The 22,780-nt window shown below is 70.4% G+C and carries 18 protein-coding genes and 2 tRNA genes; 7 read left to right on the top strand and 13 right to left on the bottom strand.

The features are described from left to right. Nucleotides 1-38: 38 nt before the first annotated feature. Complete coding sequence (locus WI697_RS18870) at nucleotides 39-275, top strand: helix-turn-helix domain-containing protein (RefSeq protein ID WP_345959549.1); 237 nt, start codon at nucleotides 39-41, stop codon at nucleotides 273-275. A 310-nt stretch (nucleotides 276-585) separates the two neighbouring features. Here the strand turns inward: WI697_RS18870 and WI697_RS18865 are convergent. The 11 genes from WI697_RS18865 to WI697_RS18815 form a co-directional block, all read right to left on the bottom strand. After that, nucleotides 586-661 (bottom strand) — tRNA-Lys (locus WI697_RS18865). A gap of 105 nt (nucleotides 662-766) precedes the next feature. Further along, nucleotides 767-1,918, bottom strand: coding sequence for a rod shape-determining protein RodA (rodA, locus tag WI697_RS18860; protein ID WP_296713902.1), 1,152 nt, complete (start codon nucleotides 1,916-1,918; stop codon nucleotides 767-769). Further along, nucleotides 1,915-3,921: a penicillin-binding protein 2 gene (mrdA, locus tag WI697_RS18855; protein ID WP_345959548.1), complete on the bottom strand. Its 2,007-nt coding sequence runs from the start codon at nucleotides 3,919-3,921 to the stop codon at nucleotides 1,915-1,917. The genes rodA and mrdA overlap by 4 nt, the downstream gene beginning before the upstream one ends. Nucleotides 3,922-4,006: 85 nt before the next feature. Next, nucleotides 4,007-4,522 (bottom strand): rod shape-determining protein MreD, encoded by a 516-nt coding sequence (gene mreD / locus WI697_RS18850; RefSeq protein WP_345959547.1) that lies wholly within the window; start codon nucleotides 4,520-4,522, stop codon nucleotides 4,007-4,009. A 16-nt stretch (nucleotides 4,523-4,538) separates the two neighbouring features. Then, nucleotides 4,539-5,444: a rod shape-determining protein MreC gene (mreC, locus tag WI697_RS18845; protein ID WP_345959546.1), complete on the bottom strand. Its 906-nt coding sequence runs from the start codon at nucleotides 5,442-5,444 to the stop codon at nucleotides 4,539-4,541. 181 nt (nucleotides 5,445-5,625) lie between these two features. Further along, nucleotides 5,626-6,666, bottom strand: coding sequence for a rod shape-determining protein (locus WI697_RS18840; RefSeq protein ID WP_014744280.1), 1,041 nt, complete (start codon nucleotides 6,664-6,666; stop codon nucleotides 5,626-5,628). A gap of 292 nt (nucleotides 6,667-6,958) precedes the next feature. Next, nucleotides 6,959-8,581 carry a 2-isopropylmalate synthase gene (locus WI697_RS18835; protein WP_345959545.1) on the bottom strand — a complete coding sequence of 541 codons (1,623 nt, stop codon included), beginning with the start codon at nucleotides 8,579-8,581 and terminating at the stop codon, nucleotides 6,959-6,961. A gap of 169 nt (nucleotides 8,582-8,750) precedes the next feature. Then, nucleotides 8,751-8,924 (bottom strand): hypothetical protein, encoded by a 174-nt coding sequence (locus tag WI697_RS18830; RefSeq protein ID WP_156503198.1) that lies wholly within the window; start codon nucleotides 8,922-8,924, stop codon nucleotides 8,751-8,753. Nucleotides 8,925-9,225: 301 nt separating this feature from the next. Beyond that, nucleotides 9,226-10,851 (bottom strand): sensor domain-containing diguanylate cyclase, encoded by a 1,626-nt coding sequence (locus WI697_RS18825; protein WP_345959544.1) that lies wholly within the window; start codon nucleotides 10,849-10,851, stop codon nucleotides 9,226-9,228. A 73-nt stretch (nucleotides 10,852-10,924) separates the two neighbouring features. Further along, complete coding sequence (locus WI697_RS18820; protein WP_082828578.1) at nucleotides 10,925-11,686, bottom strand: DUF6065 family protein; 762 nt, start codon at nucleotides 11,684-11,686, stop codon at nucleotides 10,925-10,927. A gap of 20 nt (nucleotides 11,687-11,706) precedes the next feature. Further along, nucleotides 11,707-12,609, bottom strand: a complete 903-nt coding sequence (locus tag WI697_RS18815; RefSeq protein ID WP_062764744.1) for an EamA family transporter — start codon at nucleotides 12,607-12,609, stop codon at nucleotides 11,707-11,709. Nucleotides 12,610-12,902: 293 nt separating this feature from the next. Here WI697_RS18815 and WI697_RS18810 point away from each other — a divergent pair, with 293 nt between their 5' ends. The 6 genes from WI697_RS18810 to WI697_RS18785 all read left to right on the top strand — a co-directional run bounded on the left by WI697_RS18810 (nucleotide 12,903) and on the right by WI697_RS18785 (nucleotide 20,512). Beyond that, entirely contained in the window at nucleotides 12,903-14,402 is a 1,500-nt protein-coding gene (locus tag WI697_RS18810) for an MATE family efflux transporter (RefSeq protein ID WP_345959543.1), read from the top strand. 58 nt (nucleotides 14,403-14,460) lie between these two features. Next, nucleotides 14,461-15,453, top strand: a complete 993-nt coding sequence (locus WI697_RS18805) for an ATP-grasp domain-containing protein (protein ID WP_345959542.1) — start codon at nucleotides 14,461-14,463, stop codon at nucleotides 15,451-15,453. Then, the gene (locus WI697_RS18800; protein WP_345959541.1) at nucleotides 15,450-16,631 is read left to right on the top strand and encodes a C45 family peptidase; all 1,182 of its coding nucleotides are present in this window, start codon (nucleotides 15,450-15,452) and stop codon (nucleotides 16,629-16,631) included. Before WI697_RS18805 ends, WI697_RS18800 begins: the two co-directional genes overlap by 4 nt. After that, the gene (locus tag WI697_RS18795; protein ID WP_345959540.1) at nucleotides 16,619-17,878 is read left to right on the top strand and encodes an MFS transporter; all 1,260 of its coding nucleotides are present in this window, start codon (nucleotides 16,619-16,621) and stop codon (nucleotides 17,876-17,878) included. The genes WI697_RS18800 and WI697_RS18795 overlap by 13 nt, the downstream gene beginning before the upstream one ends. After that, nucleotides 17,875-18,735: a PhzF family phenazine biosynthesis protein gene (locus tag WI697_RS18790; protein WP_345959539.1), complete on the top strand. Its 861-nt coding sequence runs from the start codon at nucleotides 17,875-17,877 to the stop codon at nucleotides 18,733-18,735. The genes WI697_RS18795 and WI697_RS18790 overlap by 4 nt, the downstream gene beginning before the upstream one ends. Nucleotides 18,736-18,829: 94 nt before the next feature. After that, nucleotides 18,830-20,512, top strand: a complete 1,683-nt coding sequence (locus WI697_RS18785; protein ID WP_345959538.1) for a methyl-accepting chemotaxis protein — start codon at nucleotides 18,830-18,832, stop codon at nucleotides 20,510-20,512. A 137-nt stretch (nucleotides 20,513-20,649) separates the two neighbouring features. Here the strand turns inward: WI697_RS18785 and WI697_RS18780 are convergent, their stop codons facing one another. Together WI697_RS18780 and WI697_RS18775 are read right to left on the bottom strand one after the other, a co-directional pair. Beyond that, complete coding sequence (locus WI697_RS18780; RefSeq protein ID WP_345959537.1) at nucleotides 20,650-22,236, bottom strand: DEAD/DEAH box helicase; 1,587 nt, start codon at nucleotides 22,234-22,236, stop codon at nucleotides 20,650-20,652. A gap of 414 nt (nucleotides 22,237-22,650) precedes the next feature. Then, a tRNA-Ser gene (locus WI697_RS18775) sits at nucleotides 22,651-22,743 on the bottom strand. Nucleotides 22,744-22,780 lie beyond the last annotated feature (37 nt).

Raw genomic sequence — 22,780 nt, 5'->3', positions numbered from 1 at the left:
ATGCCCTCTCCTCTGGGAAGCACAACGAGGCTTCCAGAGTGGCAAAAACCATCCACAGCGACCGGCACCGCAAGCTCCGCGCCCTTCTGGTGGCGGAGCGCAAGGCGCATGGCCTCACCCAAATCCAGGTAGCCGAGCGCTTGGGCAAGCCGCCGTCCTATGTGGCCAAGGTCGAACTCGGGGAACGCCGACTGGATGTCCTGGAGTACCTGGACCTCGCCAAGGCCATCGGCTTCGATCCCTATGCGCTGATGGCAAACGTGGAGGACGAGTAGGATACCGCCGGTTGGCTCAGTGCGGGGTTCCATGGCCTGAAGCAGGCGCTTCCCACTTCGCCGGGGGCAGCACCAGCAGAAGCGGGGGGCCGGTCAGGGCCACACCATGCGCGATCTTCCTGAACATCTTCTTCCCTCCTGACCGCCGGTGGTCCGAGTATCGCCGAACTGGGCAATCGTAGGAGCACGGTGCGACATCTGGGGTCGCGGCGGTGGAAGGCTTGAAGCGGAAACGGTGGCTCGTGGGGGGATTTTGGGGGGACCGCAAAATGACAAAGCCCCGCCGTTTCCGGCAGGGCTTTGAAAAACATGGTGGGCGCACAAGGACTCGAACCTTGGACCCGCTGATTAAGAGTCAGCTGCTCTACCAACTGAGCTATGCGCCCGCATCGTGCGGTGCGCGGCTTATAACAAGGGAAAGCGGGGTCTGCCAAGAGGGTTTTTCGATGTCCCGTGAATTTTTTCCGACGCCCCGAATTTCGCCCCTGTTTTCAATAACCCTCCAGCCCGGGCTGGCGGCGCAGCTGGACGTCGCGGTGGGTGTTCACGCAGGCGAGCAGGCCGAAGGCGATCATCAGGGTCATCATCTGCGTGCCGCCGTATGACACCATCGGCAGCGGCACGCCCACCACCGGGATCAGGCCCATCACCATCGCGATGTTGATGAAGTAGTAGAAGAAGAAGGTCGTTCCCACACCCGCCGCGACCAGCCGCCCGAACACCGTGCGGGCCCTGAGCGAGACCGAGAGCGCATAGAGCACCACCGACACGAACAGCAGCAGCAGCAGAATGCCGCCGATCAGGCCGAATTCCTCGGCATACATGGTGAAGATGAAATCGGTCTGCTTCTCGGGCAGGAAGCTCAGATGGCTTTGGGTGCCCTGCATGAAGCCCTTGCCGGTGACGCCCCCGGAACCCAGCGCGATCTTGGACTGGGTGATGTGATAGCCGGCGCCCAGCGGGTCACGCGACGGGTCCATGAAGGTCAGCACGCGCTGGCGCTGGTATTCGTGCAGCATCGACCAGCCGACCGGCAGCGAGGCGCCGAACAGCGCCAGCACCACCAGGAACTTCCAGGCCCGCACCCCCGCCACGAAGAAGGTCGCGCCCGCCCCCAGGATCAGCATGCCGGTGGTGCCGAGATCGGGCTGGCGCAGCACCAGCAGCGCCGGCGCCGCCACCATCGCCAGCGGCAGCAGCAGGGTGACCGGCCGGCGGATATCCTCGGCCGTGCAGCCGTGGAAATAGCGGGCCAGCGCCAGCACGATCGCGATCTTCATCACCTCCGACGGCTGAAGCTGGAAGAAGCCGAGATCGATCCAGCGCTGGGCGCCCATGCCGATATCGCCCATGATCTCCACCGCCACCAGCAGCAGCAGGGCCACGCCATAGAGCGGATAGGCAAGCCGTAGCCAGAGCTTCAGATGGGTCAGGCCGATCACCACCATCAGCACCACGCCGATGGCGAAACGGATCATCTGCGCATCGGCCCAGGGGGAAAAACTGCCATTGGCGGCGGAATAGAGCACCAGAAAGCCGGTGCCGGCCACCATGGTCAGCAGGGCCAGAAGCCCCCAGCCGAACGACCGGATGCGCTGGGCCAGGCCCAGGCTGGCCGGGGCGGAATGATCGTGCAGGCTCATGTCGCCTCCCCTTGGCCCGGACGGCCGGGGCCCCGGACGATGCGATCGGGGCGCCCGGCTCCTGCCGGCTGCGGCTGCGGTGCCGGCGGCCGGTTGCCGCGACGCTCGCGCTCGGCCCCCAGCGCAATCGTCGCCCGCAGGATATCGGCCACCACCGGCGCCGCGACGCCGCTGCCGCTGCCGCCATGTTCGATGATGCAGGAACAGGCATAGCGCGGGGCGCCGAGCGGCGCATAGCCCACGAACAGCGCATGATCGCGTTCAAGCCAGGGCACGTCGGCCGCCTTGTAGCGGCCGCTGTCGCGCTCCGCCCGGGTGATGCGCCGGACCTGGGCGGTGCCGGTCTTGCCGGCATAGGCATAGGCCGGATCTTCGATCGCCGCCTTGTGCGCGGTGCCGCGGCGGTTGTTCACCACCCGGCGCATGCCTTCCAGCACCAGTTCCATATGGCTGCGGTCGATGCCCATGGTATCGGCCAGCTGAATGCCGCTTTCGGGCAGCGGCACCGCCGGATCCAGCCCGGTGCCGGCGGCGGGGGCCGCCACGTTCCAGAGCTGCGCGCCGGCCGCACGGGCATCGTCGATCTCGCGATAAAGCCGCGGCACCACCGCCCGGCCGCCATTGGCCAGCCGCGCCGTCATCACCGCCAGCTGAAGCGGGGTCGTGAGGACATAGCCCTGGCCGATGCCGGCGATCAGGGTCTCGCCCTGGGTCCAGCCACGGCCACGGGCGGCCATCTTCCAGTCCTTGGTCGGCATCAGTCCCGGGCGTTCCCCCGGCAGGCCGATCTGCAGCCGGTGGCCCAGGCCGAAGCGCTGGCCCATGGCGGCGATGGCATCGATGCCCACCCGCCGGGCGATGTCGTAGAAGAACACGTCGCAGGACTGGGCGATGGCTTCCACCACGCCGACCTCGCCATGGCCGCCGCGCCGCCAGCAATGGAAGCGGTTGTCGCCCATGTCCAGATGGCCGGGGCAGAAGACGGTGTGGTCGCGCGGGATCACGCCCGCTTCCAGCGCCGCCAGCGCCACCACCATCTTGAAGGTGGAGCCGGGCGGATACTGGCCGCCCAGCGCCTTGTTGATCAGCGGCGCCCGCGGGTTGGAGGTCAGCTCCGTCCAGTCGGCCATGGAGATGCCGCGGTCGAAGAGCATCGGGTCGAAGGTCGGCACCGAGGCCGCGGCCAGAATGTCGCCCGAATGGATGTCCATCACCACCGCGGCCGCGCTGTCGAAGGCGAGCCGCGCGGTGGTGAAGGTCTGCAGGTCGGCATCGATGGTCAGCTGGACATCGTCGCCCGGCACGCCTTCGGCGCGGTCCAGCTCGCGGATTTCGCGGCCATAGGCATTCACCTCCACCCGGATGGTGCCGGCACGGCCGCGCAGCCGCGGCTCCGCCGCCCGCTCGATCCCCGATTTGCCGATCCGGAAATCGGGCAGTTCCAGCAGCGGGTCGCCATCCAGATCCTTCTCGGCCGGGGCGCCGACATAGCCGATGATATGGGCCATGGTGGCCCCCATCGGATATTCGCGGGCAAGGCCGACATCGATCATCACCCCGGCCAGATCGGGGCCGTTGACCTCGACCTTGGCGACCTCGTCCCAGGTGAGGTTGTCGCGCACCGGCAGGGCCGAGAAGCGCCGCCGCCGCTCCGCCTCGCGCACCACCCGGGCCTGGACGTCCTCGGGCAGTTCCACCAGCTGAGCGAGCTGCGAGAGAACCTGTTCCAGATCGGCGGCCTGTTCGGGCACCACCAGCAGGCGGTAATTCTCGCGGTTCAGCGCCAGCGGCCGGCCGTCGCGATCGAAGATCCGGCCGCGCGGCGGCGCCAGCAGGCGCAGGCTGATCCGGTTGTCGTCGGCCAGCGTCTTGTAGCGGTCGGCCTCTGCCACCTGCAGATACCACATGCGCGCACCCAGCACGCCGGTCAGCGCCAGCTGGGCGCCGCCCAGCAGCAGGGTGCGGCGGGTGATGAGCCGGTGGCGGTTCTGTTCGTCACGCATGGAGCAGGACACCGAAGGTCGACGCGCAGGGGACGGGCGCTGCGCCGCCGGGGCCGGCCGGGGCCGGACCCTTGGGAAGATAGGATCACTGCCGGCGCAGCGCCAGCGCGTGGATCTGGCCCAGCAGCCATGCAGCTGGCGGATAGGCCGCAACGCTCGCCATCCACTGCGCCACCGCCGGGGCCGGCGACAGCACCGACCAGGCATAGATCATGGTGGAGATCCAGACCAGGCTGCAGGCGACCAGCGCCACCGCCGCAAAGGCTGCCCAGATCAGCAGGAACGACTTGCCGCGAAACACCTTGCGCTGGCTGACCAGGATCGCCCGGACCACCAGCAGCACCAGCGCGGTCTGTCCGAACGGCCCCCAGCCGATCGCATCCTCCACCAGCCCCAGGATGAAGACCGACCAGTAGGGCAGCCGGTCCGGGCGGTAGATGCTCCAATAGGTCACCGCGATCAGCACCGGCCAGGGCACCATGGCGGTGCCGCCCAGGCGCGACCAGGGGGCTGCGGCGACCAGCACGAAGGCCAGGCTCACCAGGAAGGGCACCGAAGCCCGCACCTGACGGTCGAGCTTCTGCAACAGGGTGTCGTTCATGCCCCTCCGCCGGCCGTCACTGGCTGCGGGCCGGCGCCGGTGCCACCGGCAGGGCCGGCGATACCTCGGGCGCCCCTTCCGGATGCAGCTCGGTGCCGAGCAGAATGCGCACGAAATCCAGCCGGCGCCAGTCGACGAAGGGCTCCACCCGGATCTGGCCCTCTTCGACCGAGATCACCCGGCCGACGGCCAGGCCGGGCGGGAAGATGCCGCCCTCGCCCGATGTCACCACCCGTGCGCCCACTTCGGGCATCACATGGGGCGGCAGATAGGCGAGCGCCGGACGCGGCGAATTGTCGCCGGCCAGAATGGCCCGCTGGGCCACCCCGTCCGGGGTTTCCACCGTCACCGGCACGCGGCTGTTCAGATCCGACAGCAGCAGCAGACGCGACGAGGTTTCGCCCACCTGGATCACCCGGCCGACCAGACCGGCCGAGGTGACGGCAATCCCGTCGCGGGCCATGCCGTCGCGGGCGCCGGCCGAAATCAACAGGGTGCGCACGAAGGGCCCGCCGGTATCGGCCAGGATCCGCGCCGACAGGAAGCGCTGTTCGGGATCGGGCACCACGCCCAGCTGCCGGCGCAGCGCCGTGTTCTCGGCCGCAAGCCTGAGCGCCACCTGCTCCCAATGGCGCAGGCGCTCGTTCTGTTCGGTCAGACGGGCGTTCTCGGCGGCAAGATCGGTCAGCGTGCCGATCCGGTCGGTCAGCCCGGTCAGGCTGGCGACCGGGCGCGAGAACAGTTCCAGCGCCGGCGTGGACGCGTCGGCGATGGCGGTGCGCAGATCGGTGACGGGCACGACGTCGAAGCGCGTCGCGATCATCAGACCGACGGAGCCCACCACCAGCGCTCCGAAGGCGAAGCGATGGGCGAGCTGTCTGAGTGGCTGAGCCACGGCGCGGCCGTATCCGAGCGGCTTCACCGGAGCGTTCTCCCCGAGGCTGAGGGGCTCGACTGATCTTCAAGCATGACATGACGACGGCCACAAGACCATGGTCCGGACATCATCGCGCCTGCAGGGCAGGTCTTCCCGGAGTGCGGGCATCGACAGCCCGTTTCCGGAAAGACCTTAAGGATTTCTTTACCGGCGATCCGATCGCCGATCAGTACTGTTCGTAGAGGACGTGCTTCAGCTTCTTCATCTCTTCCAGCGCCCGGCCGGTGCCCAGCGCCACGCAGGAGAGCGGATCATCGGCGATCGAGACCGGCAGGCCGGTCGCATTGCGCAGCACCAGATCCAGATTGCCCAGCAGCGCCCCGCCGCCGGTCAGCACGATGCCCTTGTCGACGATGTCGGCGGCGAGTTCCGGGGCGGTGTGCTCCAGCGCGACCTTCACCGACTCGACGATCTGCCCCACCGGTTCGGCCAGGCTTTCGGCGATCTGGCGTTCGGTGATCACGATCTCGCGCGGCACGCCGTGCATCAGGTCGCGGCCCTTGATCTGCAGCACCTTGCCATCGCCATCGGCGGGCGGACAGGCGGAGCCGACCTCGGTCTTGATCCGCTCGGCGCTCGACTCGCCGATCAGCAGATTATGATTGCGGCGGATATAGGCGATGATCGCCTCGTCCATCTTGTCGCCGCCCACGCGCACCGAGCGCGAATAGACGATGCCGCCCAGCGACAGCACCGCCACCTCGGTGGTGCCGCCGCCGATATCGACCACCATCGAGCCCGTCGGCTCGGTGACCGGCAGGCCGGCACCGATCGCGGCCGCCATCGGTTCCTCGATCAGGAACACCCGGCGCGCGCCGGCGCTTTCGGCCGATTCCTGGATGGCCCGGCGTTCCACCGCGGTCGAGCCCGAGGGTACGCAGACGATGATCTGCGGGCTCGCAAAGGTGCGCCGGTTGTGCACCTTGCGGATGAAGTGCTTGATCATCTCTTCGGCGACTTCGAAATCCGCGATGACGCCGTCACGCAGCGGGCGGATCGCCTCGATATTGCCGGGTGTGCGGCCGAGCATCAGCTTGGCCTCTTCGCCCACGGCGAGGACCTGCTTCTTGCCCTTGACGTTCATGATCGCAACCACCGACGGCTCGTTGAGCACGATACCCCGGCCCTTCACGTAGACGAGCGTGTTGGCGGTGCCGAGGTCGATGGCCATGTCGGCCGAGAGAATGCCGAGGAGGCTCGAGAACATGTAGCTGGCTTTGCTCGCTGGATCTGACTGTCAGTGCCCGGACCGGGGGTGCGCCGGCGGCGTCGAAGCCTGCGCCCCGGTTACCGTCCGGGCTGCGCGCAAGGGTCTGCGCGCTCTGGGACGGTCGGGGGCGAACGCGGCGAGATTACGCCACAAACCGCACCGCATTGAAACCGTCAATTCGGTGTCAGCGCATCGAACGCGACGACGCCCGCGCGGGGAACGGGCGGGGGCCGTTCCCGGGCGGGCGTCGTGTCCGGCGGGGGCGCCGAAACCGGCAAGCCGGGCGTGATCAGATGGCGGCGCTGCGGATCGACGGATCCGCCGCCTCTTCCGGCGCATCCGCCGCCTTTTCCAGCAACTTGGCGAGGGCGTTCACATAGGCGCTGGCCGAGGCGACCACGGTATCGGGATCGGCGCCGATGCCGCCATGGCTGCGGCCGCGGGCGCCCAGACGTACGGTCACCCGCGCCTGGGCATCGGTGCCCTCGGTCACGGCATGGACCTGATAGAGCTGCAGCACCGCCTCGTGCGGGATCGCCTGGCCGATGGCGTTGAAGGCGGCATCCACCGGGCCGTTGCCGCTGGCGCTGGCGCTGTGGGCCGTGCCCTCGCGCTCGATGGTGACAGTGGCGACATGGTCGACGCCGATGCCGCAGGCAACCGACAGCGCCGTCAGCTTCAGGCTTTCACCCTCGTGGCCGGCACCGTCCGACACCAGGGCGACCAGGTCGTCGTCGAACACGGTCTTCTTGCGGTCGGCCAGATCCTTGAAGCGGCGGAAGGCATCTTCCAGGGCGTTGTCGCCCAGCTCGAAGCCCAGCTCCTTCAGCTTGGTCTTGAAGGCATGGCGCCCGGAATGCTTGCCCATCACCAGCGACGACTTGTTCACGCCCACCGATTCCGGGGTCATGATCTCGTAGGTCTGGGCATTCTTCAGCATGCCGTCCTGATGGATGCCGCTTTCATGCGCGAAGGCGTTCCGGCCCACGATCGACTTGTTGTACTGGATCGGGAAGCCGGTGACCGACGAGACCAGCTGCGAGGCCTGGGTGATCAGGGTGGTGTCGATGCCGGTGCCCACGCCCATCAGATCGCCGCGGGTGCGCATCGCCATCACGATCTCTTCCAGCGCCGCATTGCCCGCGCGCTCGCCGATGCCGTTGATGGTGCATTCCACCTGGCGCGCACCGGCCGAGACCGCGGCCAGAGAGTTCGCCACCGCCAGGCCCAGATCATTGTGGCAATGCGCCGACAGGATCGCCTTGTCGATGTTCGGCACATTGTTCCGGATCGCCCGGATCAGGCCGATATATTCCTCGGGCATGGTGTAGCCGACGGTGTCGGGCACGTTGATGGTGGTGGCGCCATTGGCGATCGCCACCTCGATGGCCCGGTACAGGAACTCCGGCTCGGTACGGGTGCCGTCCTCGCAGGACCATTCCACGTCGTCGGTGAAGCGGCGGGCGAAGGAGACGCTGTCGGCGATCGCCTCCAGCACCTGCGCCTCGTCCATGTTCAGCTTGAACTTGCGATGCAGCGGGCTGGTGGAGATGAAGGTGTGGATGCGGCGGCGGCGGGCCGGCTTCAGCGCCTCGGCCGCGCGCTCGATATCGGCATGCTTCGCACGCGCCAGGCTGCAGATCACCGCCTCACGCGATCGCTCGGCGATCTTATAGACCGATTCGAAGTCGCCGTTGGAGGCGATGGCGAAGCCGGCCTCGATCACGTCGACGCCCAGGCGCTCCAGCATCTCGGCGACGCGCAGCTTCTCGTCCAGCGTCATCGAGGCGCCGGGGCACTGCTCGCCGTCACGCAGCGTGGTGTCGAAGATCACGACGCGGTCGCCGGCATTGACCTCGGCGGCACGGGTGGTGTCGACCGGCTGACGGGCGGGATTGGTCTCGGTGGTCATCTGAAACTGCCTTGCTTCGAAGAGAGACGGGCCGGGGCCGCGGGCGATGCGGTTGGAAAGGGCCCGGACGGGGTCGGCACGCACCGGCATCCTGCGCCGGGCATGCGGGTCTGTCTCTTGTCCCCTGAGCGTGTGTCACCCGTGGTTTACGCAGGTGACCGTGCGGCGCTCAGGGGCCGATAAGTCGAAGCGAGAGGGCAAGGCCAAGGAGGATGACGATCACGCCACCGGAGGCCATCAGGAACAGTTCCGCGCGCCGCGCCTCGGCACGTGCAATCACCGCGGCCCGCGCGGAAGCGCGGCGGCGTGCGGCAATGGCGGTGTGGCGCGGATCGTCGTACATCTGCTTCCGGGTTCCCGGGTCTCTGGTCCTGGTGGGTGTCTAGTCCCGACGGTGTGTCACCGCCGTCGCGTAAGGCTCATACGGCTGGTGGCATCTTATGGACCACATCTGACCGCATGATGGCCGACATCGCGACGCTTGTCGACCGGGTATTCCGGCTGAACCGTCATCGCCCGGCCTTCGACCGTATCGATAACAGTGTCATGGACCTTATGCGGATGTCATGCCGGCTGTCCAGCGGCAAATATGCAAAATCGAACGTTTATGTCGGATTTGCCATAACTAGGGCAACTTTCTTGTCCTAGTTATTCCGGGAGACGAAACCCTGGGCCGCCCCGTCATGCAGCCGGACATGGCCGCGCCCGCCGCGCTTGACCGCGTAGAGGGCGGCGTCCGCCAGCTCCAGCACCTCGCGCGGATCGGCATGATCCGCCGGCCAGAGGGCGACGCCCGCACTGCCGCCGACGGTGACGGCGGCCCCCTCGCCCAGCGGCACCGGCAGACCGACCAGGGCGATCAGCCGTTCGGCGGTCCGCCTGGCCTGGCCCGCCGGATCCTCGCCTTCCAGATCCAGCAGCACGACGAATTCGTCACCGCCCAGACGGATGGCGACGTCACGCTCGCGCACCGCATGCGCCAGCCGGCCGGCCACCGCGATCAGCAGCTGATCGCCCGCCGCATGGCCGTGAACGTCGTTGACCGCCTTGAACCCGTCCAGATCCATGAAGATCACGCCCAGCGTGCCGTCATGTGCCGCGATCCGGTCGGTCAGCAGATGCGGCACCTCGTCGAAGAAGCGGCGGTTGGGCAGGCCGGTCAGCGCGTCGCGCCCGGCCGCCGACAGGGCATGGTCCAGTTCGCTGCGGCTGTGGGTCAGCCGGTCGATCAGCGCGCGCAGCGACCGCGACAGCAGCTCCACCTCGGTCGCGCCGCCGACCTCGGGGATTTCCACCCCGTCGTCACCCGACCTGATCCGGTCGGCCGCCTGGGCGATGCGCCGCAACGGCCGGGCGATCCAGCCGGCGGCCACCCAGCCGGCCAGCGCCATGATCAGCCCGCCGCCCAGGCCCCAGATCAGCACGGTCCGGCGCAGCCCGTCCACCGGCGCCAGCGCCACATGCTCGGGCAGGCGGACATGCACCGTCCAGCCCACCACGCCCAGGTCCCCGCGGCCGATCACCGCGGCATGACCGGTCAGCTGCCGCGCATCGGGCAGGTCGGGCCAGTCGGCCACCACCCAGCCGTTGCGGCCGGTCGCCGCCGGCATCGCCGAGCCCCGGGGCACCGGCTGCCCGATCGCCGCTTCCGGGCCGATGATCACCTGCCCGGCCGCATCGGCGACCAGGATCTCCAGCGGCCGGTCGCGACGCAACGCCCGGCCCAGATCGCGCTGAATGTCGCGGCCCCAGTCCCAGCCCAGCCAGGCGACCAGCGTCCCCCGTTGCCTGCCGTCGGGGGCAACCGCAGGGGCTGCGACCGCCAGCAGATGCGGGCCGGGGCTGCCGTCTTCTCCCGCCGTCCGGCGATGCGTGTCCATCACCAGCGGCCGGTCGGCGGCGGCCAGCAGGTCCCGGTCGGGAAAAGCGTCGCCGATCTGCGGGCCACGGCCGCTGGCGGCAAGGCAGCGCCCGTCGGCCCCCACATAGCCAACCCAGACCACCGAGGGGAAGGTCGATTGCAGGCCGCCGACGATCCCGGCCATCCGCGCCTCGTCGCCCCCACCGATGCGGGCCAGATTACGGGCGGCCAGCCGGATCTCGTTCGACCGGCTCCAGATCTCGCGGTCGAAGCGGTCGGCGACCTGCTGCGCCACTTCCGCCAGCCCGGCACCGATCTCGGCCGCCATCTGGTCGGCGGCGCGCCGGCCGATCAGGGTCTGCAGGCCGATCACCAGCACGGCGATCAGCACCACGGCAAGCAGTGCCACGCGGCTGCGAAGATCATTCAGACGAAGCGGCAGTGCATCGATCTCCCGGAACCGGCGGAGCGGAACCGCGTCATCATCCGTCGCGGCGGATGAAGGGCGCGAGTTTCAGCTTCGTGCGATGGGGGCCCCCGGCGGCATTGCCGTCCGGCGTGCGGCCGCGGAAATAATCCTTCTGCCAGCCGGCCCGGCGCTCCAGGCTTCCCTCGTCGTCCAGCGCCTCGATAAAGGCCGAGCGGCCGGCGACGAAGGCGGCGTGGGCGCGCTCGGTCTCGGGCTCGCTCGCGATCGGGCGGATCTCGGGGCGCATCGCCTCCACCAGGGCCGGCAGCACCGGCACGATCGCGGCGAAAGGCTCCCCCGCCTCGAACCGCACCGGCGTGTCCGTGCGGGTGAAGCGCCAGTTCATGGTGAAGCCGAAGGGCGACCAGCCGGTTTCCACCAGCCCCTGCAGGCCGGCGATGGCATCCTTGGGCCGGTTGACCGGCCCCTGCACCATCAGCGCCACCTCGGGCGCGGTGCGGAACAGCCAGGGGACATGGAAGGTCAGGATGCCCGATCCGAAATGCCCGACCGCGGGCACGGCCGCCGCGGGGTCGTCGGGTGTCACCACCACCCCCGCCGGCGCCTCGTCCCCCGTCCAGACCGCGGTGAAGCCGGCCGGGTTCAGCAGTTCCCAGCCCCAGGCATTGGCGATGGCGAGCGGCAGGCAGCGATAGGCGAAGCCCTGGGGGGTGGCGTCCATCCATGCCCGCTCCACCGGTGCCGGCCGGATGGCCGGCCCGTCGGCGCCCAGGGAAAAGGCGGTCAGCCGGGTGATGTCGTCCGCATCGCTCATGGGCCCAAAGACTAGCGCCTTCAGGCGAGCAGCACCAGCAGCACACCCAGGATCACCGCCAGGCTTCCGGGAATGTCGGCGGCCTTGGGCGTTTCGCCCAGCAGCAGCCGGCCCATGATCACGGTGAAGACCAGTTCCACCTGGCCGAAGGCGCGCACCAGCGCCGCGGTCTCCAGCGTCATGGCCCAGGCCCAGCCGGCCGAACCGGTGACGCTGAGCAGGCCCACCAGCGAGGAACTGCGCCAGGTGCGGAACACGGCGGTGAAGGTTGCAGGCTCGCGGGCCAGCAGCCAGACGCCCATCAGCACGGCCTGGATGGAGTTCATCACCGCCAGTGTCGCGATCGCCCGCGGAAAGGCGTCGCCCTGCCCCAGCTCCAGCGCACCCGCCCGGATGCAGACCGATGCGACGGCGAACATCGCCCCCGCCCCCAGCCCGTAAAGTGCCGCCCGGTCGCCGGCGCCGCGGGCCAGGGCCTTCAGCCCCTCGCGGTTGCCGCGGGTGGCCAGCGCCACCACCCCGGCCATGCAGACCAGAATGCCGGCCCAGGCCGTGGCGGCCAGGGCCTCTCCCAGCACCGCCCAGCCGACCAGGGCCACGATCACGGTTTCGGCCTTGGAATAGACCGTGCCGACCGCGAAGCCGCGGGCACCGAAGGACATGATCAGCAGATTGGTCCCCAGGATCTGGGCGATGCCGGCCAGCGCGCACCAGCCGGCATGGGCGAGCGTCAGATCCGGCACACCGGCGGGAGAGGCCGCAACGACCCCGAGCGCCGCCAGCGAGACCGGCGCACCATAGGCATAGCGCACGAAGCCTGCGCCCTGAACGCTCAGCAGCCCGCGCAGCCGCTGCTGAAGCGCCGTGCGCGACGCCTGCAGCGCGGCCGCGGCCGCCGTGACCACCACCCAGGTTTCGACCATGCCCTTGCCCCGCCCTCATCCGGTTGTTATGGGCATTGGTATACCATTGCGCCGGATATTGGTATACCATGCGAATCCTGCGGGCCAGACCCGCAATTCCTGCGCGGGTGTCGCGTCACCATCTGCGCGTATTCTGTGCGGCTCGGGCGCCGGATGGCGACAACAGCCCAGGCTGCCATCGCAGCCCCGCCATCCTCGGACCGTCAGACGGCCATGACCATGGCAGGCCGCATCCCCCTCCGGGGCAGATGCAAGCCCCCCCGCCGGTCAGCCGGCCGCCGTCGCCGGATACCGTGCGCGCATTCACCATTTCGGCACCAGAGATCATGACCGGCATCGCTTCCCCCGCGGCCGGCGCACAGAACCCGTTCGTGCGCGAGGCCCCGTTCGTGCGCGAGGTAAGGGCGACCTTCGCCCTCGCCTGGCCAATCGTGCTGACCAACCTCGCCCAGATGGCGATCACCACCACCGATGTGCTGGTGATCGGCCGGCTGGGCCCCGAGGCGCTGGCGGCTGCCACCCTCGGCGCCAATCTCTATTTCGCGCTGTTCATCTACGGCATGGGCCTCGCCATGGCCACCGCCCCGATGCTCGCCCAGGCGGTGGGCGCCAGGCTGGGCATGGTCCGCGATCTCAGGCGCACCGTGCGTCAGGGGCTGTGGCTTTGCCTTGCCGTCTCGACCGCCTGGATCCTGGTGCTGGGCCAGACGGAGACCATCCTGCGGGCCATGGGCCAGGCGCCCGATCTGGCCGCCGCCGCCGCGGTCTATGTCGACACGCTGCGCTGGGGCATCCTGCCGGCGCTGTGGTTCGTGGTGCTGCGCAACTTCATCTCGGCCCTCGGCCGGCCGCGGCCTGCGATGGTGATCACCATCGCGGCGGTCGCGGTCAACGCCGTGCTCGATCTGGGCCTGGTGCTGGGGCATTTCGGCCTGCCGGCCCTGGGGCTGGAAGGGGCCGGCATCGCCAGCACGCTCGCCAACATCTTCCTGTTCGGCGCGCTGGCGCTGGTCACCCTGGCCGACCGCCGCTTCAACCGCTTCGCGCTCTATGGCCGCTGGTGGCGGGCGGACTGGCCGCGGCTTCGCGAGATGCTGAAGATCGGCCTGCCGATCAGCCTGACCATGGGTTTCGAGGTGACGGTCTTCAACGCCGCCGCCTTCCTGATGGGGCTGATCGGCACCAACCAGCTCGCCGCCCACGCCATCGCGCTGCAGCTGGCCGCCGTCACCTTCATGGTGCCGATGGGGGTGGCCCAGGCGGGCACCGTGCGGGTCGGCATCGCCGCCGGCCGGGGCGATGCCGGGCGGATCCGCGAAGCGGGCCGGGCCGCCATCCTGCTCGGCATCGGCTTCATGGCGCTCTCGGCGGTGGTGATGCTGACCATGCCCCGCACGCTGATCGGTTTCTTCCTGGACGGCAACGATCCGGCGGTGGCCGAGACCACGGCGATCGCGGTCGGCTTCCTGGGCATCGCGGCCATCTTCCAGCTGGCCGACGGCGCCCAGGCGGTGGGGGCGGGCCTGCTTCGCGGGCTCAAGGACACAGCCGTTCCCATGATCTATGCCGGCTTCGGTTATTGGGGCGTGGGGCTGGGGGTGGGCTCTGGCCTCGCCTTCGGGCTGGACATGGGCGGCACCGGGCTCTGGATCGGCCTGGCCTCAGGCCTCGCCACCGTGGCGGTGCTGATGCTGACGCGCTGGACCCGGCGCCACCGGCTGGGGCTCGTCCCCGCCGGTGCCGCCGGCATGCGGACCCCGCCCGCGCCCCGCGCACTTCCCGAGGTCGCTTGATCCCGTCATAGTTAAGAGCGTATAAATCGCCGATTACTCAACCACGGAGAGATCGGCGATGCCCTCCCCCTCATCGCACCCCTCCCCCGCCGCTGCCGCACGTCCGCTCGACCGGCGGGCCCCGGCCGTGCTGATCCTGGTGCGCGACCTGACCGCCGATGTCGCCGCCTTCGACGAGGCGCTGCGGGCACGCGGCGCCCGCCCGATCATCCGCCGCCCGGAAGCCCTCACCATCCGCATCGACGGTCGCCGGCCGGTGATCCTGGAAGCGGATGGCAGCCCGCTCACCCCCGATGCCTGCCTGGGCTGGACATCGCTCGCGGCACGCGATGCCGGGCTCTGGCTGCTCAAGGCGCTGGAAATGGCCGGGGTACCGGTGATGAACCGGGCAGCCGTGCTCGATGCCGGCCAGCTGAAGCCCACCCTGTCGCTCCGCCTCGCCGCCGCCGGCCTGCCCCATGCCCGCACCCTGATCGCGGGCGCCGATGCCGACCCGGATGCGCTGATCGCCGGGCTTGGCCTGCCGATGGTGGTGAAACCCTGCCTGGGCACCAAGGGCGGCGGGGTCGGCCCGCTCGGCCACCGCGCCGAGCTGATCGCCCGTCTGGCCGAGGCCGGGGCCGCGCGACTGCCGCTCTATCTTCAGGAATTCCTGCCCAATGACGGCAGCGATCTGCGCATTCAATGCGTCGATCACCGGCCGGTCTATGCCTTCCGCCGCCACGCCGCCCCGGGGGCCTTCGTCGCCAATCTGCATGCCGGCGGCAGGGCCGAAGCGCTGACCAGCATCCCGCCCGCCCTCGCCCGCCTTGCCACGGCGGCGGCGCGCGCGGTCGATGCGCCGCTCGCCGGTGTCGACCTGATCGAGGTGCCGGGTCGTGGCCCGGTGATCCTGGAGGTCAACATGACGCCCGGCATCTATACCGCCGCGACCCTTGCCGGGCCGAACCGCCCGGTGCTGGAGCCGCTGGCACGTCAGGCGGTCGACCTGCTGGCCCAGAGCCTGATCCGCCTGGCCGGCGACAGCCTCAGGCGGAGGCAGGCGGCATGAGCCTGGTTCAGCCCACCCGCCGCCCGACCGCGGCAGAGCTGCTTTCGGGCCTGGCCTGGCCGATCCGCGCCCGGGGGCCGGCGCGGGCGCGGGGCCGCAGCATCGGCCAGGCCCTCGGCCCGGCGATCCGCGCCTTTCTGGACGAGGATGTCGCCCATCTGGACCGGCTGCGGCCGGAACCGCTGGGCCGCGAGGCCGCGCGGCGGCTGGCGCTCACCTTCGCAGCCCCGATCGCCGATCTGCTGCCCGAGGTGATGGCAGAGATCGAGGGCCTGGCCGAGGGCGCCGGCATCCCGCTTGCCGATGCGCTGATCCTGCAGTTGAGGCGCGAGCTTGCCGCCCCCGGCACCGGGCCGGTGGTTGCAGGGGCCGCACAGCCCGAAGACCGGTCGGGCGGGCTCGAAGGCTGCACCACGCTTGCCTTCACCGGCGCGGACGGCCGCTCGCTGATCGCCCAGACCGCCGATCTGCCGGGCGATATGGACGGGCTCGGCACCGTGCTCGACCTGGATGGCGACGGGCCGGGCGGGCGGTCGCTCGCCTGGGCGCCGCTCGGCCAGCTGGGCTTTCTGGGCCTCAACCAGGCCGGGCTCGCCATCGGCATCAACATGGTCGTCGCCCCCGGCTGGCAGGTGGCACCGCCGCCCTATCTGATCGTTCGCCATCTGCTGGGCCTGGCCGATGCCGATGCGGCAGAAGCCGCCATCGCCCGCCTGCCGCGCGCCACCTCGCGCTGCTACACCCTGGCCGACGGCACCGGCCATCGGATGATCGAGACCACCATCGACAGCTGCCGGCGGCTCGATCCCGATCCGGGCCTGCCCCAGGCGCGGCTTGCCCATTGCAATCACTACCTGCATCCCGATCTGGCGCCGCTCGACCGGGTGCCGGCCTGGTCGTCCACCCGTCTGCGGACGGCGCGGCTGGACGAGATCTTCGCCCAAAGCCCCTGGGCGGAGGGTGCTGCCGAAGCCGATGACGCGCGGGCCGTGCTCGCCGATCATGCCAATGCACCGCTGTCGATCTGCGCCCATGGCCGCAACAGCCCGCGGCTGGGCCGCACGGTCGCAAGCGTGATCCTGGACCCGGCCGCCCGGCGGATGGACGTTGCCCTCGGCACCGCCTGCGATACCCCCTTCACCACCCACAGGCTGGAGGATGCGTCATGGAACGGGTGATCCGGCTCCGCCTGGCGGTGCTCTTCCTCGAAAAATTCGCCGAGGCCGCCATCTTCCCCTTCATGGCGCTGCTGTTCGCCGAACGCCTCGGCACCGGCACGGCCGGGCTGCTGATCTTCGCGGCCTTCGCAGGCGCGACGGTGGCGGGCATCTGGGCCGGGCATCTGGCCGATACCCGCGGCCGGCGCCGGGTGCTGGTGCCGGCCGAAGCCGGCCGGGCGCTGGCTGCCGCCGCACTCGCACTTGCGGTGCTGCCCGAAACCCGCGCCGCCGACCCGGTGCTCGCCGCCTGGATCGCCGCCCTGCCTTTCCTCGCCCTCGCCATCGCGGCCGGCATCTCCACCCCCACCGCCGAGGCGACGGTGATCGACCTTGCAACGCCCGAACGGCGGCGGCAGATCTATGGCGCGGTCTACTGGGTGACCAATGTCGCGCGCGCCACCGGCACGCTGGCCGGGGCGGCGGCCTATGGCCTGTGGTTCGGCTGGCTGCTCGCCGGCATCGCCGGGCTCGCGGCGGCCGTGACGCTCGCGCTCGCGCTCGCCCTGGTCGAGACCCGGCCGGTGGAGCGGCCCGCCCCCTTCCGACCGGCCGAGATGCTGGCGGGCTATGCCGAGGTGCTGCGCGACCGGCTGTTCCTGCGCTATGCCGCAGGCGTGGCGCTCTCGCTGGCGGTGGCGGCCCAGCTCGCCCATTACGTGGCGGTGCGGCTGGGCAGCCTGCCCGGAACGATCACGCTGATCGACTGGTCGGGCCTGCATCTGGCGCTCGACGGCCCCGGCCTGTTCGGCCTGCTCCGGATCGAAAACGGGCTGATGGTGGTGGCCCTGGCGCCGCTGGTTCAGATCCTGGCGCGGAACATGTCGGATACCGGCCGCCTGACCATCGGTTTCGCGCTCTTCGCCGCCGGGTTCTGGGTGCTGGGCTGGTCGACGGATGCCTGGCTGCTGATCGGCTTCACCGCCCTGTTCACGGTGGGCGAACTGCTTTATGCCCCGCCCAAGCTGGCGCTGATGGCCGCACTGGCGCCCGAAGCCGGCCGCAGCCGGGCGGCGGCGGTGATGAATCTGGGCTTCCGCCTGGCGCTGATGACCGGGGCCGCCGGTGTCGCCGCGGTCGGCCATGTCCCGCCCCAGGTGATGGCGGCGCTGTTCCTGGCCGGCGGCCTGCTGGCCGGCTGGCTTCTGGTCGATGTCGCCCGCCGGGTGGACGGCGCCGCGGTCGCCGGCCGGGCGGCAGGCAGATGATGTCCGGCACGGCATCCGAACGGCCGGCCATGGCCTTCTGCCGCGCCGACGGCAGCGGCGGCAACCCGGCCCTGGTGCAGCTGGGCGGTACCGAAGCCCGGGCACGCGCGCTGGCCCACCGGCACGGCGCCGAAGTCACCTGGCTTCAGCCCGATCCGGACACCGGCTGGCGGGCGCGGTTCTTCCTGCCGGCGTCTGAGATCACGCTCTGCCTGCATGGGCTGCTGGCAGGCGCGGTCCGGCTCTGGCAGGACGGGCAGGCGCGTGACCGGGCGCTGGTCATCGCCACCGCCGCCGGGCCGCAGACGGTCAGCCCGGTGCCGGCCGATCATCGCCCGCCGGGGGCCGCGATCCGGCTTGCCGGCAATCACCACCGGCCGATCGCCGACGGCGCAGCGCTCCGCCCCGATATCGCCGCCGCAACCGGGCTCTGCGCGGGGCTCGACGCCTTCCCACCGGCGCTTGCCGGCGCCGCCCGGCCCAAGCTGGTCCTCAGGCTGGAAGATCCGGCACTGGTGGGCCGCGCGGTGCCCGATCCCGCCGCGGTCGCCCGGCTGGCCGGGCAAACCGGCGCCACCGGCCTCTACCTCTATGCCCTCGCCGGCCAGGCGGAGACCGGCTGCCTCTGCATCCGTGCCCGCCATTTCCCCGCAGGTCTCGGCATTGCCGAGGATCCGGCGACCGGCGGCGCGGCCGCCGCCCCCCTGCTCGATCTGGAACATCAGGGAACGGGCCGGATTGAGGCGGCCATCATCGATCAGGGGCCAGGCATTCTGACCGGAACCACATCGATCGGCGTGCAGCGGCTCGATCCGGCAGGGACGGACTGGCTCGTATCAGGGCGTGTCACCATCTAAAGTCTTTCTAAACACTTTCTTAAATTGCAGACAGTTACGATCGCGACACGAGGATGCCGCCGGCATCCTGCCCCCGCATGTGAAAGGAGGGGAGATGTCACGATCCTCGTCGATCCGCGCCCGGCTCACCTGGTCGAGCCTTGTGTCCGTCGTGCTGATTGCCGCCGCAGGCGGCGCCGGCATTCTGGGGCTTATCCGCTCCGACGACGGGCTCTCGGCCGTGACCCGGGTGACCGCGGCGGTGCGCCAGCAGATGCAGGGCGACATGATGCATGATGCCCTGCGCGCCGATGTGCTGATGGCCCTGCGTCTGGCCCCCGATGCCCCGGCGGCGGATCGGGCCGCGGTGTCGGCCGATCTGGCGGAGCATGCCCAGGAGTTTCGCGCCGCGATGGCCAGCCTGCGCGATCTGAACGTCTCGCCCGGGATCGCGACCCAGCTTCCGGCGGTCACCGCCGCGGTGGATGCCTATGTGCGGGCCGCAGAGGCCATCGTGACGGCGGCAGCCCGGGATCGCGCCCGGGCCGAGGCCGGCTTCCCCGCCTTCATCGACGCTTTCGACGCGCTCGAGACCCGCATGGGCACGCTCGGCGACGAGATCGAGGCGGTGAGCGGCACCGTCGCCGCCGAGGCCCAGGCCGACAATGCCCGGCTGATGACCATTCTGCTGGTCACCGCCGGCTTCGCCACCCTGCTGGTGCTGTCGGTCAGCCTGATCATCGGCCGCGATGCCGGCCGGTCGATCGACCGCATGGCGCAGCGCATGACGGCGCTGGCGGCGGGCGATACCGCCGCCGAGGTGCCCGGCACCGGCCGGCGCGACGAGATCGGCCGCATGGCCCAGGCGGTGGAGGTCTTCCGCAACACCGCGCTCAGCAACGACCGGCTCACGGCCGAACGCGCCGAAGAGACCGCACGTCGCGAACGCCGCACGGCCGAGATCGAGGCCGCCTGCCGGCGCTTCGACCACGAGGTGTCGGAGGCGCTGCGCCAGGTGATCGCAGCGGTCGCCGGCATGGAAGGAACCGCGCGCGAGATGCGCGGTCTGGCCGATGCCGCCACCGGCGATGCGGGCGAGGTCGGCCGCGTGTCCGAGGTGTCGGCGGCGAATGTGAAGGCGGTCGCCGAAGCGGCCGAGGCGCTGGCGGCCTCGATCGCCGATATCGGGCGCGAGACCGCGCGCAGCGGCGGACTTGCCGCCGATGCCGCCCGTCAGGCCCGCGAGGCCAATGCCCAGATCACCACGCTCGCCGACGCCGCCAGCCGGATCGGCCAGGTGGTGGGCCTGATTTCAGAGATTGCCGAACAGACCAATCTTCTGGCGCTCAACGCCACGATCGAGGCGGCGCGTGCGGGCGACGCCGGCAAGGGCTTCGCGGTCGTCGCCTCGGAAGTGAAGCAGCTTGCCGACCAGACCGCCCGCGCCACCGCCGAAATCGCCGAGCGGATCGGCGGCATCCAGAGCGAGACCGGTCGGGTGGTGACGGTGATCGGCCGGATCGGCACCACCATCGGCGAGATCGACGGCATCACCGCCACCGTCGCGGCCGCGGTGGAGCGCCAGGGCGCCGCCACCCGCGAAATCGCCGGCCGGGTGGATCAGGCGGCCGCCGGCAGCCGCGATGTCTCGGCCGGTCTCGGTCGGGTCACCGGGGCCGTGCGCCGCACCGGCGATCAGGCCGCCGAATTGCAGCAGGTGACCGACGATCTCGCCACCCGCGCCCGGGGCCTGAAGGGCCAGGTCGATGGCTTCCTCGGCACCGTGCGCAGCGCCTGAGCCTCTGAAGGCCCGAGCAGAGGAAATGTCTGGGTAGACGAAAGGCGCGGTCCCGTCTCCGGAACCGCGCCTTTCATTTATGCGTCGATGTCCGCGGCCGGGATCAGCCGGCGTACCGGCTCACCCGGCACAACGGCTCAACCGGCATACTGGCCCTGCCGGCGCGGACGGCCTTCACCGCCACGGCCCTGCTGGCCCTGGGGCCGGTCGCCGCGCGGCGGGCGCGCACGCTGGGGCCGGTCGCGCTGGGTCCGATCCCGCTGGGGATGATCGCCCTGCGCCCGATCCCCACGGAAGCCGTCCCCACGGAAGCCGTCCCCACGGAAGCCGTCGCCCTGCGACCGCTCGCCGAAGGAGCGCTCGCCCTGGGCCCGATCGCCATAGGGCCGATCGCCATGGGCGCGCTGACCCTGGCGCTGCGGGCGCTGCGGCCGGGGGGCACCCTCGCCACGCTCGCTGCGCTCACCCGGGCGGCCATGGCCGCGGCCGGCCGGACGGCCGGTGCCGCCGCCGGGACGCGCCTTGGAAGCCGGGCGGCCATTGCGCATCGGCTGACGCTGGGGCAGGCGCTCGGGTGCCGAGGCGATCGATTCGGGCGTGCGCCGCTCGTCGATCGGCAGGGTCTGACGGGTCAGACGCTCGATGTCGCGCAGCAGGCCCAGCTCGTCATCGGCGCAAAGCGTGATGGCGACGCCCTCGGCGCCGGCGCGCGCGGTGCGGCCGATGCGGTGGACATAGCTCTCGGGCACGTCGGGCAGTTCGTAGTTGAACACATGGCTGACGCCCGAGACGTCGATGCCGCGCGCCGCGATGTCGGTGGCGACCAGGATCCGCACCCGGCCGTCACGGAAACCGCCGAGGGCCCGCTCGCGCTGGCTCTGGCTCTTGTTGCCATGGATGGCGGCCGCCGGCAGGCCGGCGACTTCAAGGTCATGTGCAACACGGTCGGCACCGCGCTTGGTGCGGGTGAAGACCAGGGCGCGGTGAACGCCTTCGGTTTCAAGCAGCTCGATCAGCACGCCGCGCTTGCGGGCGGGCTCGATGCGCACCACGCGCTGCTCCACCCGCTCGGCAGTGGTGGCGACCGGGGTCACCGACACTTCGATCGGGTCACGCAGCATCTCGCCGGCCAGGGCGCCGATCTCCTTCGGCATGGTCGCCGAGAAGAACAGGCTCTGCCGACGGATCGGCAGCTTGGCCAGGATCCGGCGGATCGGGATGATGAAGCCGAGGTCGAGCATGTGGTCGGCCTCGTCCAGCACCACCACCTCGGTGCGGTCCAGCTTCAGCACGCCGCTGTCCAGATGGTCGACCAGACGGCCCGGCGTCGCCACCAGGATGTCGAGACCGCGGGCAATGGCGCGGATCTGCGGGCCGGCGCTGACGCCGCCCACCACCACGGCCACATGAACGCGCATATGGCGGGCATAGGTCTTGATGTTGTCGGCGATCTGGGCGGCCAGTTCGCGGGTCGGCGCCAGGATCAGGCAGCGGGTGCGGCCCGGCATGTTGGCGCGGTTCCGGTCGGCGGCGATGCGGTTCAGGATCGGCAGCGCGAAGGCGGCGGTCTTGCCGGTGCCGGTCTGGGCGATGCCCAGCAGGTCGCGGCCGGCCACCAGATGCGGAATGGCCTGCTGCTGGATGGGGGTCGGCGTCACGTAGCCCGCCTGGTCCAGGGCGCGAAGCAGCGTCTCGGACAGGCCAAGCTCGGAGAAATTGGTCAAGGGTCGGTCTTTCGAACGGGTGGCGCCGCCGCGACCGGCGGGCAAAAAGCCACGCCGGCTGCGGACATACCGGCAGCCGGATGAGTAAGGGACGTGCCCCGCGTGCCTGGGCCAGTCATGGGCGTCCGCCGCAGATCGGCGCCAGGACGGCGAACCCGGTGTCCCTGAGGGAGACCGTTTGCGGTTCGTCACGCGGCCGGGGCGCCCGGCGGGTGGCAGGTCGCGGAGCAGTAAAGCCCGAACATGCCCGTTTAGGGTTTTGTGGGTGGCGGGCGGGACCGCCACCGATCGGATTGCCTGAGTAACACCCGCGGGTACCTGCCGCAAGTGCGAAATACCCGGGCCTGCCCTGCGTGGAGATGCCGGATGCGCGAAGGCCCCGGTCGAGCATGGCTCGGCCGGGGCCTTCGGAACTGGCGGAGGAGAAGGGATTCGAACCCTCGATAGGGCTTTAGACCCTATAACGGTTTAGCAAACCGCCGCCTTCAGCCACTCGGCCACCCCTCCACGGCAGGTCGTGCGTCTAGATAACCGTGCGTCATCG

This window comes from Tistrella mobilis, from assembly GCF_039634785.1.
Taxonomy (GTDB): Bacteria; Pseudomonadota; Alphaproteobacteria; order Tistrellales; family Tistrellaceae; genus Tistrella; species Tistrella mobilis.
The sequence above is the reverse complement of the archived record's forward strand: the minus strand, read 5'-3'. Positions and strand labels throughout refer to the sequence as shown.

What these genes read in the sequence shown, in the direction of transcription:
- rodA (WP_296713902.1), bottom strand. Translation starts at nt 1,918, where the DNA reads ATGAGCCTGCACGATCATTCCGCCCCGGCCAGCCTGGGCCTGGCCCAG.
- mrdA (WP_345959548.1), bottom strand. Translation starts at nt 3,921, where the DNA reads ATGCGTGACGAACAGAACCGCCACCGGCTCATCACCCGCCGCACCCTG.
- mreD (WP_345959547.1), bottom strand. Translation starts at nt 4,522, where the DNA reads ATGAACGACACCCTGTTGCAGAAGCTCGACCGTCAGGTGCGGGCTTCG.
- WI697_RS18840 (WP_014744280.1), bottom strand. Translation starts at nt 6,666, where the DNA reads ATGTTCTCGAGCCTCCTCGGCATTCTCTCGGCCGACATGGCCATCGAC.
- WI697_RS18835 (WP_345959545.1), bottom strand. Translation starts at nt 8,581, where the DNA reads ATGACCACCGAGACCAATCCCGCCCGTCAGCCGGTCGACACCACCCGT.
- WI697_RS18830 (WP_156503198.1), bottom strand. Translation starts at nt 8,924, where the DNA reads ATGTACGACGATCCGCGCCACACCGCCATTGCCGCACGCCGCCGCGCT.
- WI697_RS18820 (WP_082828578.1), bottom strand. Translation starts at nt 11,686, where the DNA reads ATGAGCGATGCGGACGACATCACCCGGCTGACCGCCTTTTCCCTGGGC.
- WI697_RS18815 (WP_062764744.1), bottom strand. Translation starts at nt 12,609, where the DNA reads ATGGTCGAAACCTGGGTGGTGGTCACGGCGGCCGCGGCCGCGCTGCAG.
- WI697_RS18805 (WP_345959542.1), top strand. Translation starts at nt 14,461, where the DNA reads ATGCCCTCCCCCTCATCGCACCCCTCCCCCGCCGCTGCCGCACGTCCG.
- WI697_RS18800 (WP_345959541.1), top strand. Translation starts at nt 15,450, where the DNA reads ATGAGCCTGGTTCAGCCCACCCGCCGCCCGACCGCGGCAGAGCTGCTT.
- WI697_RS18795 (WP_345959540.1), top strand. Translation starts at nt 16,619, where the DNA reads ATGGAACGGGTGATCCGGCTCCGCCTGGCGGTGCTCTTCCTCGAAAAA.
- WI697_RS18790 (WP_345959539.1), top strand. Translation starts at nt 17,875, where the DNA reads ATGATGTCCGGCACGGCATCCGAACGGCCGGCCATGGCCTTCTGCCGC.
- WI697_RS18785 (WP_345959538.1), top strand. Translation starts at nt 18,830, where the DNA reads ATGTCACGATCCTCGTCGATCCGCGCCCGGCTCACCTGGTCGAGCCTT.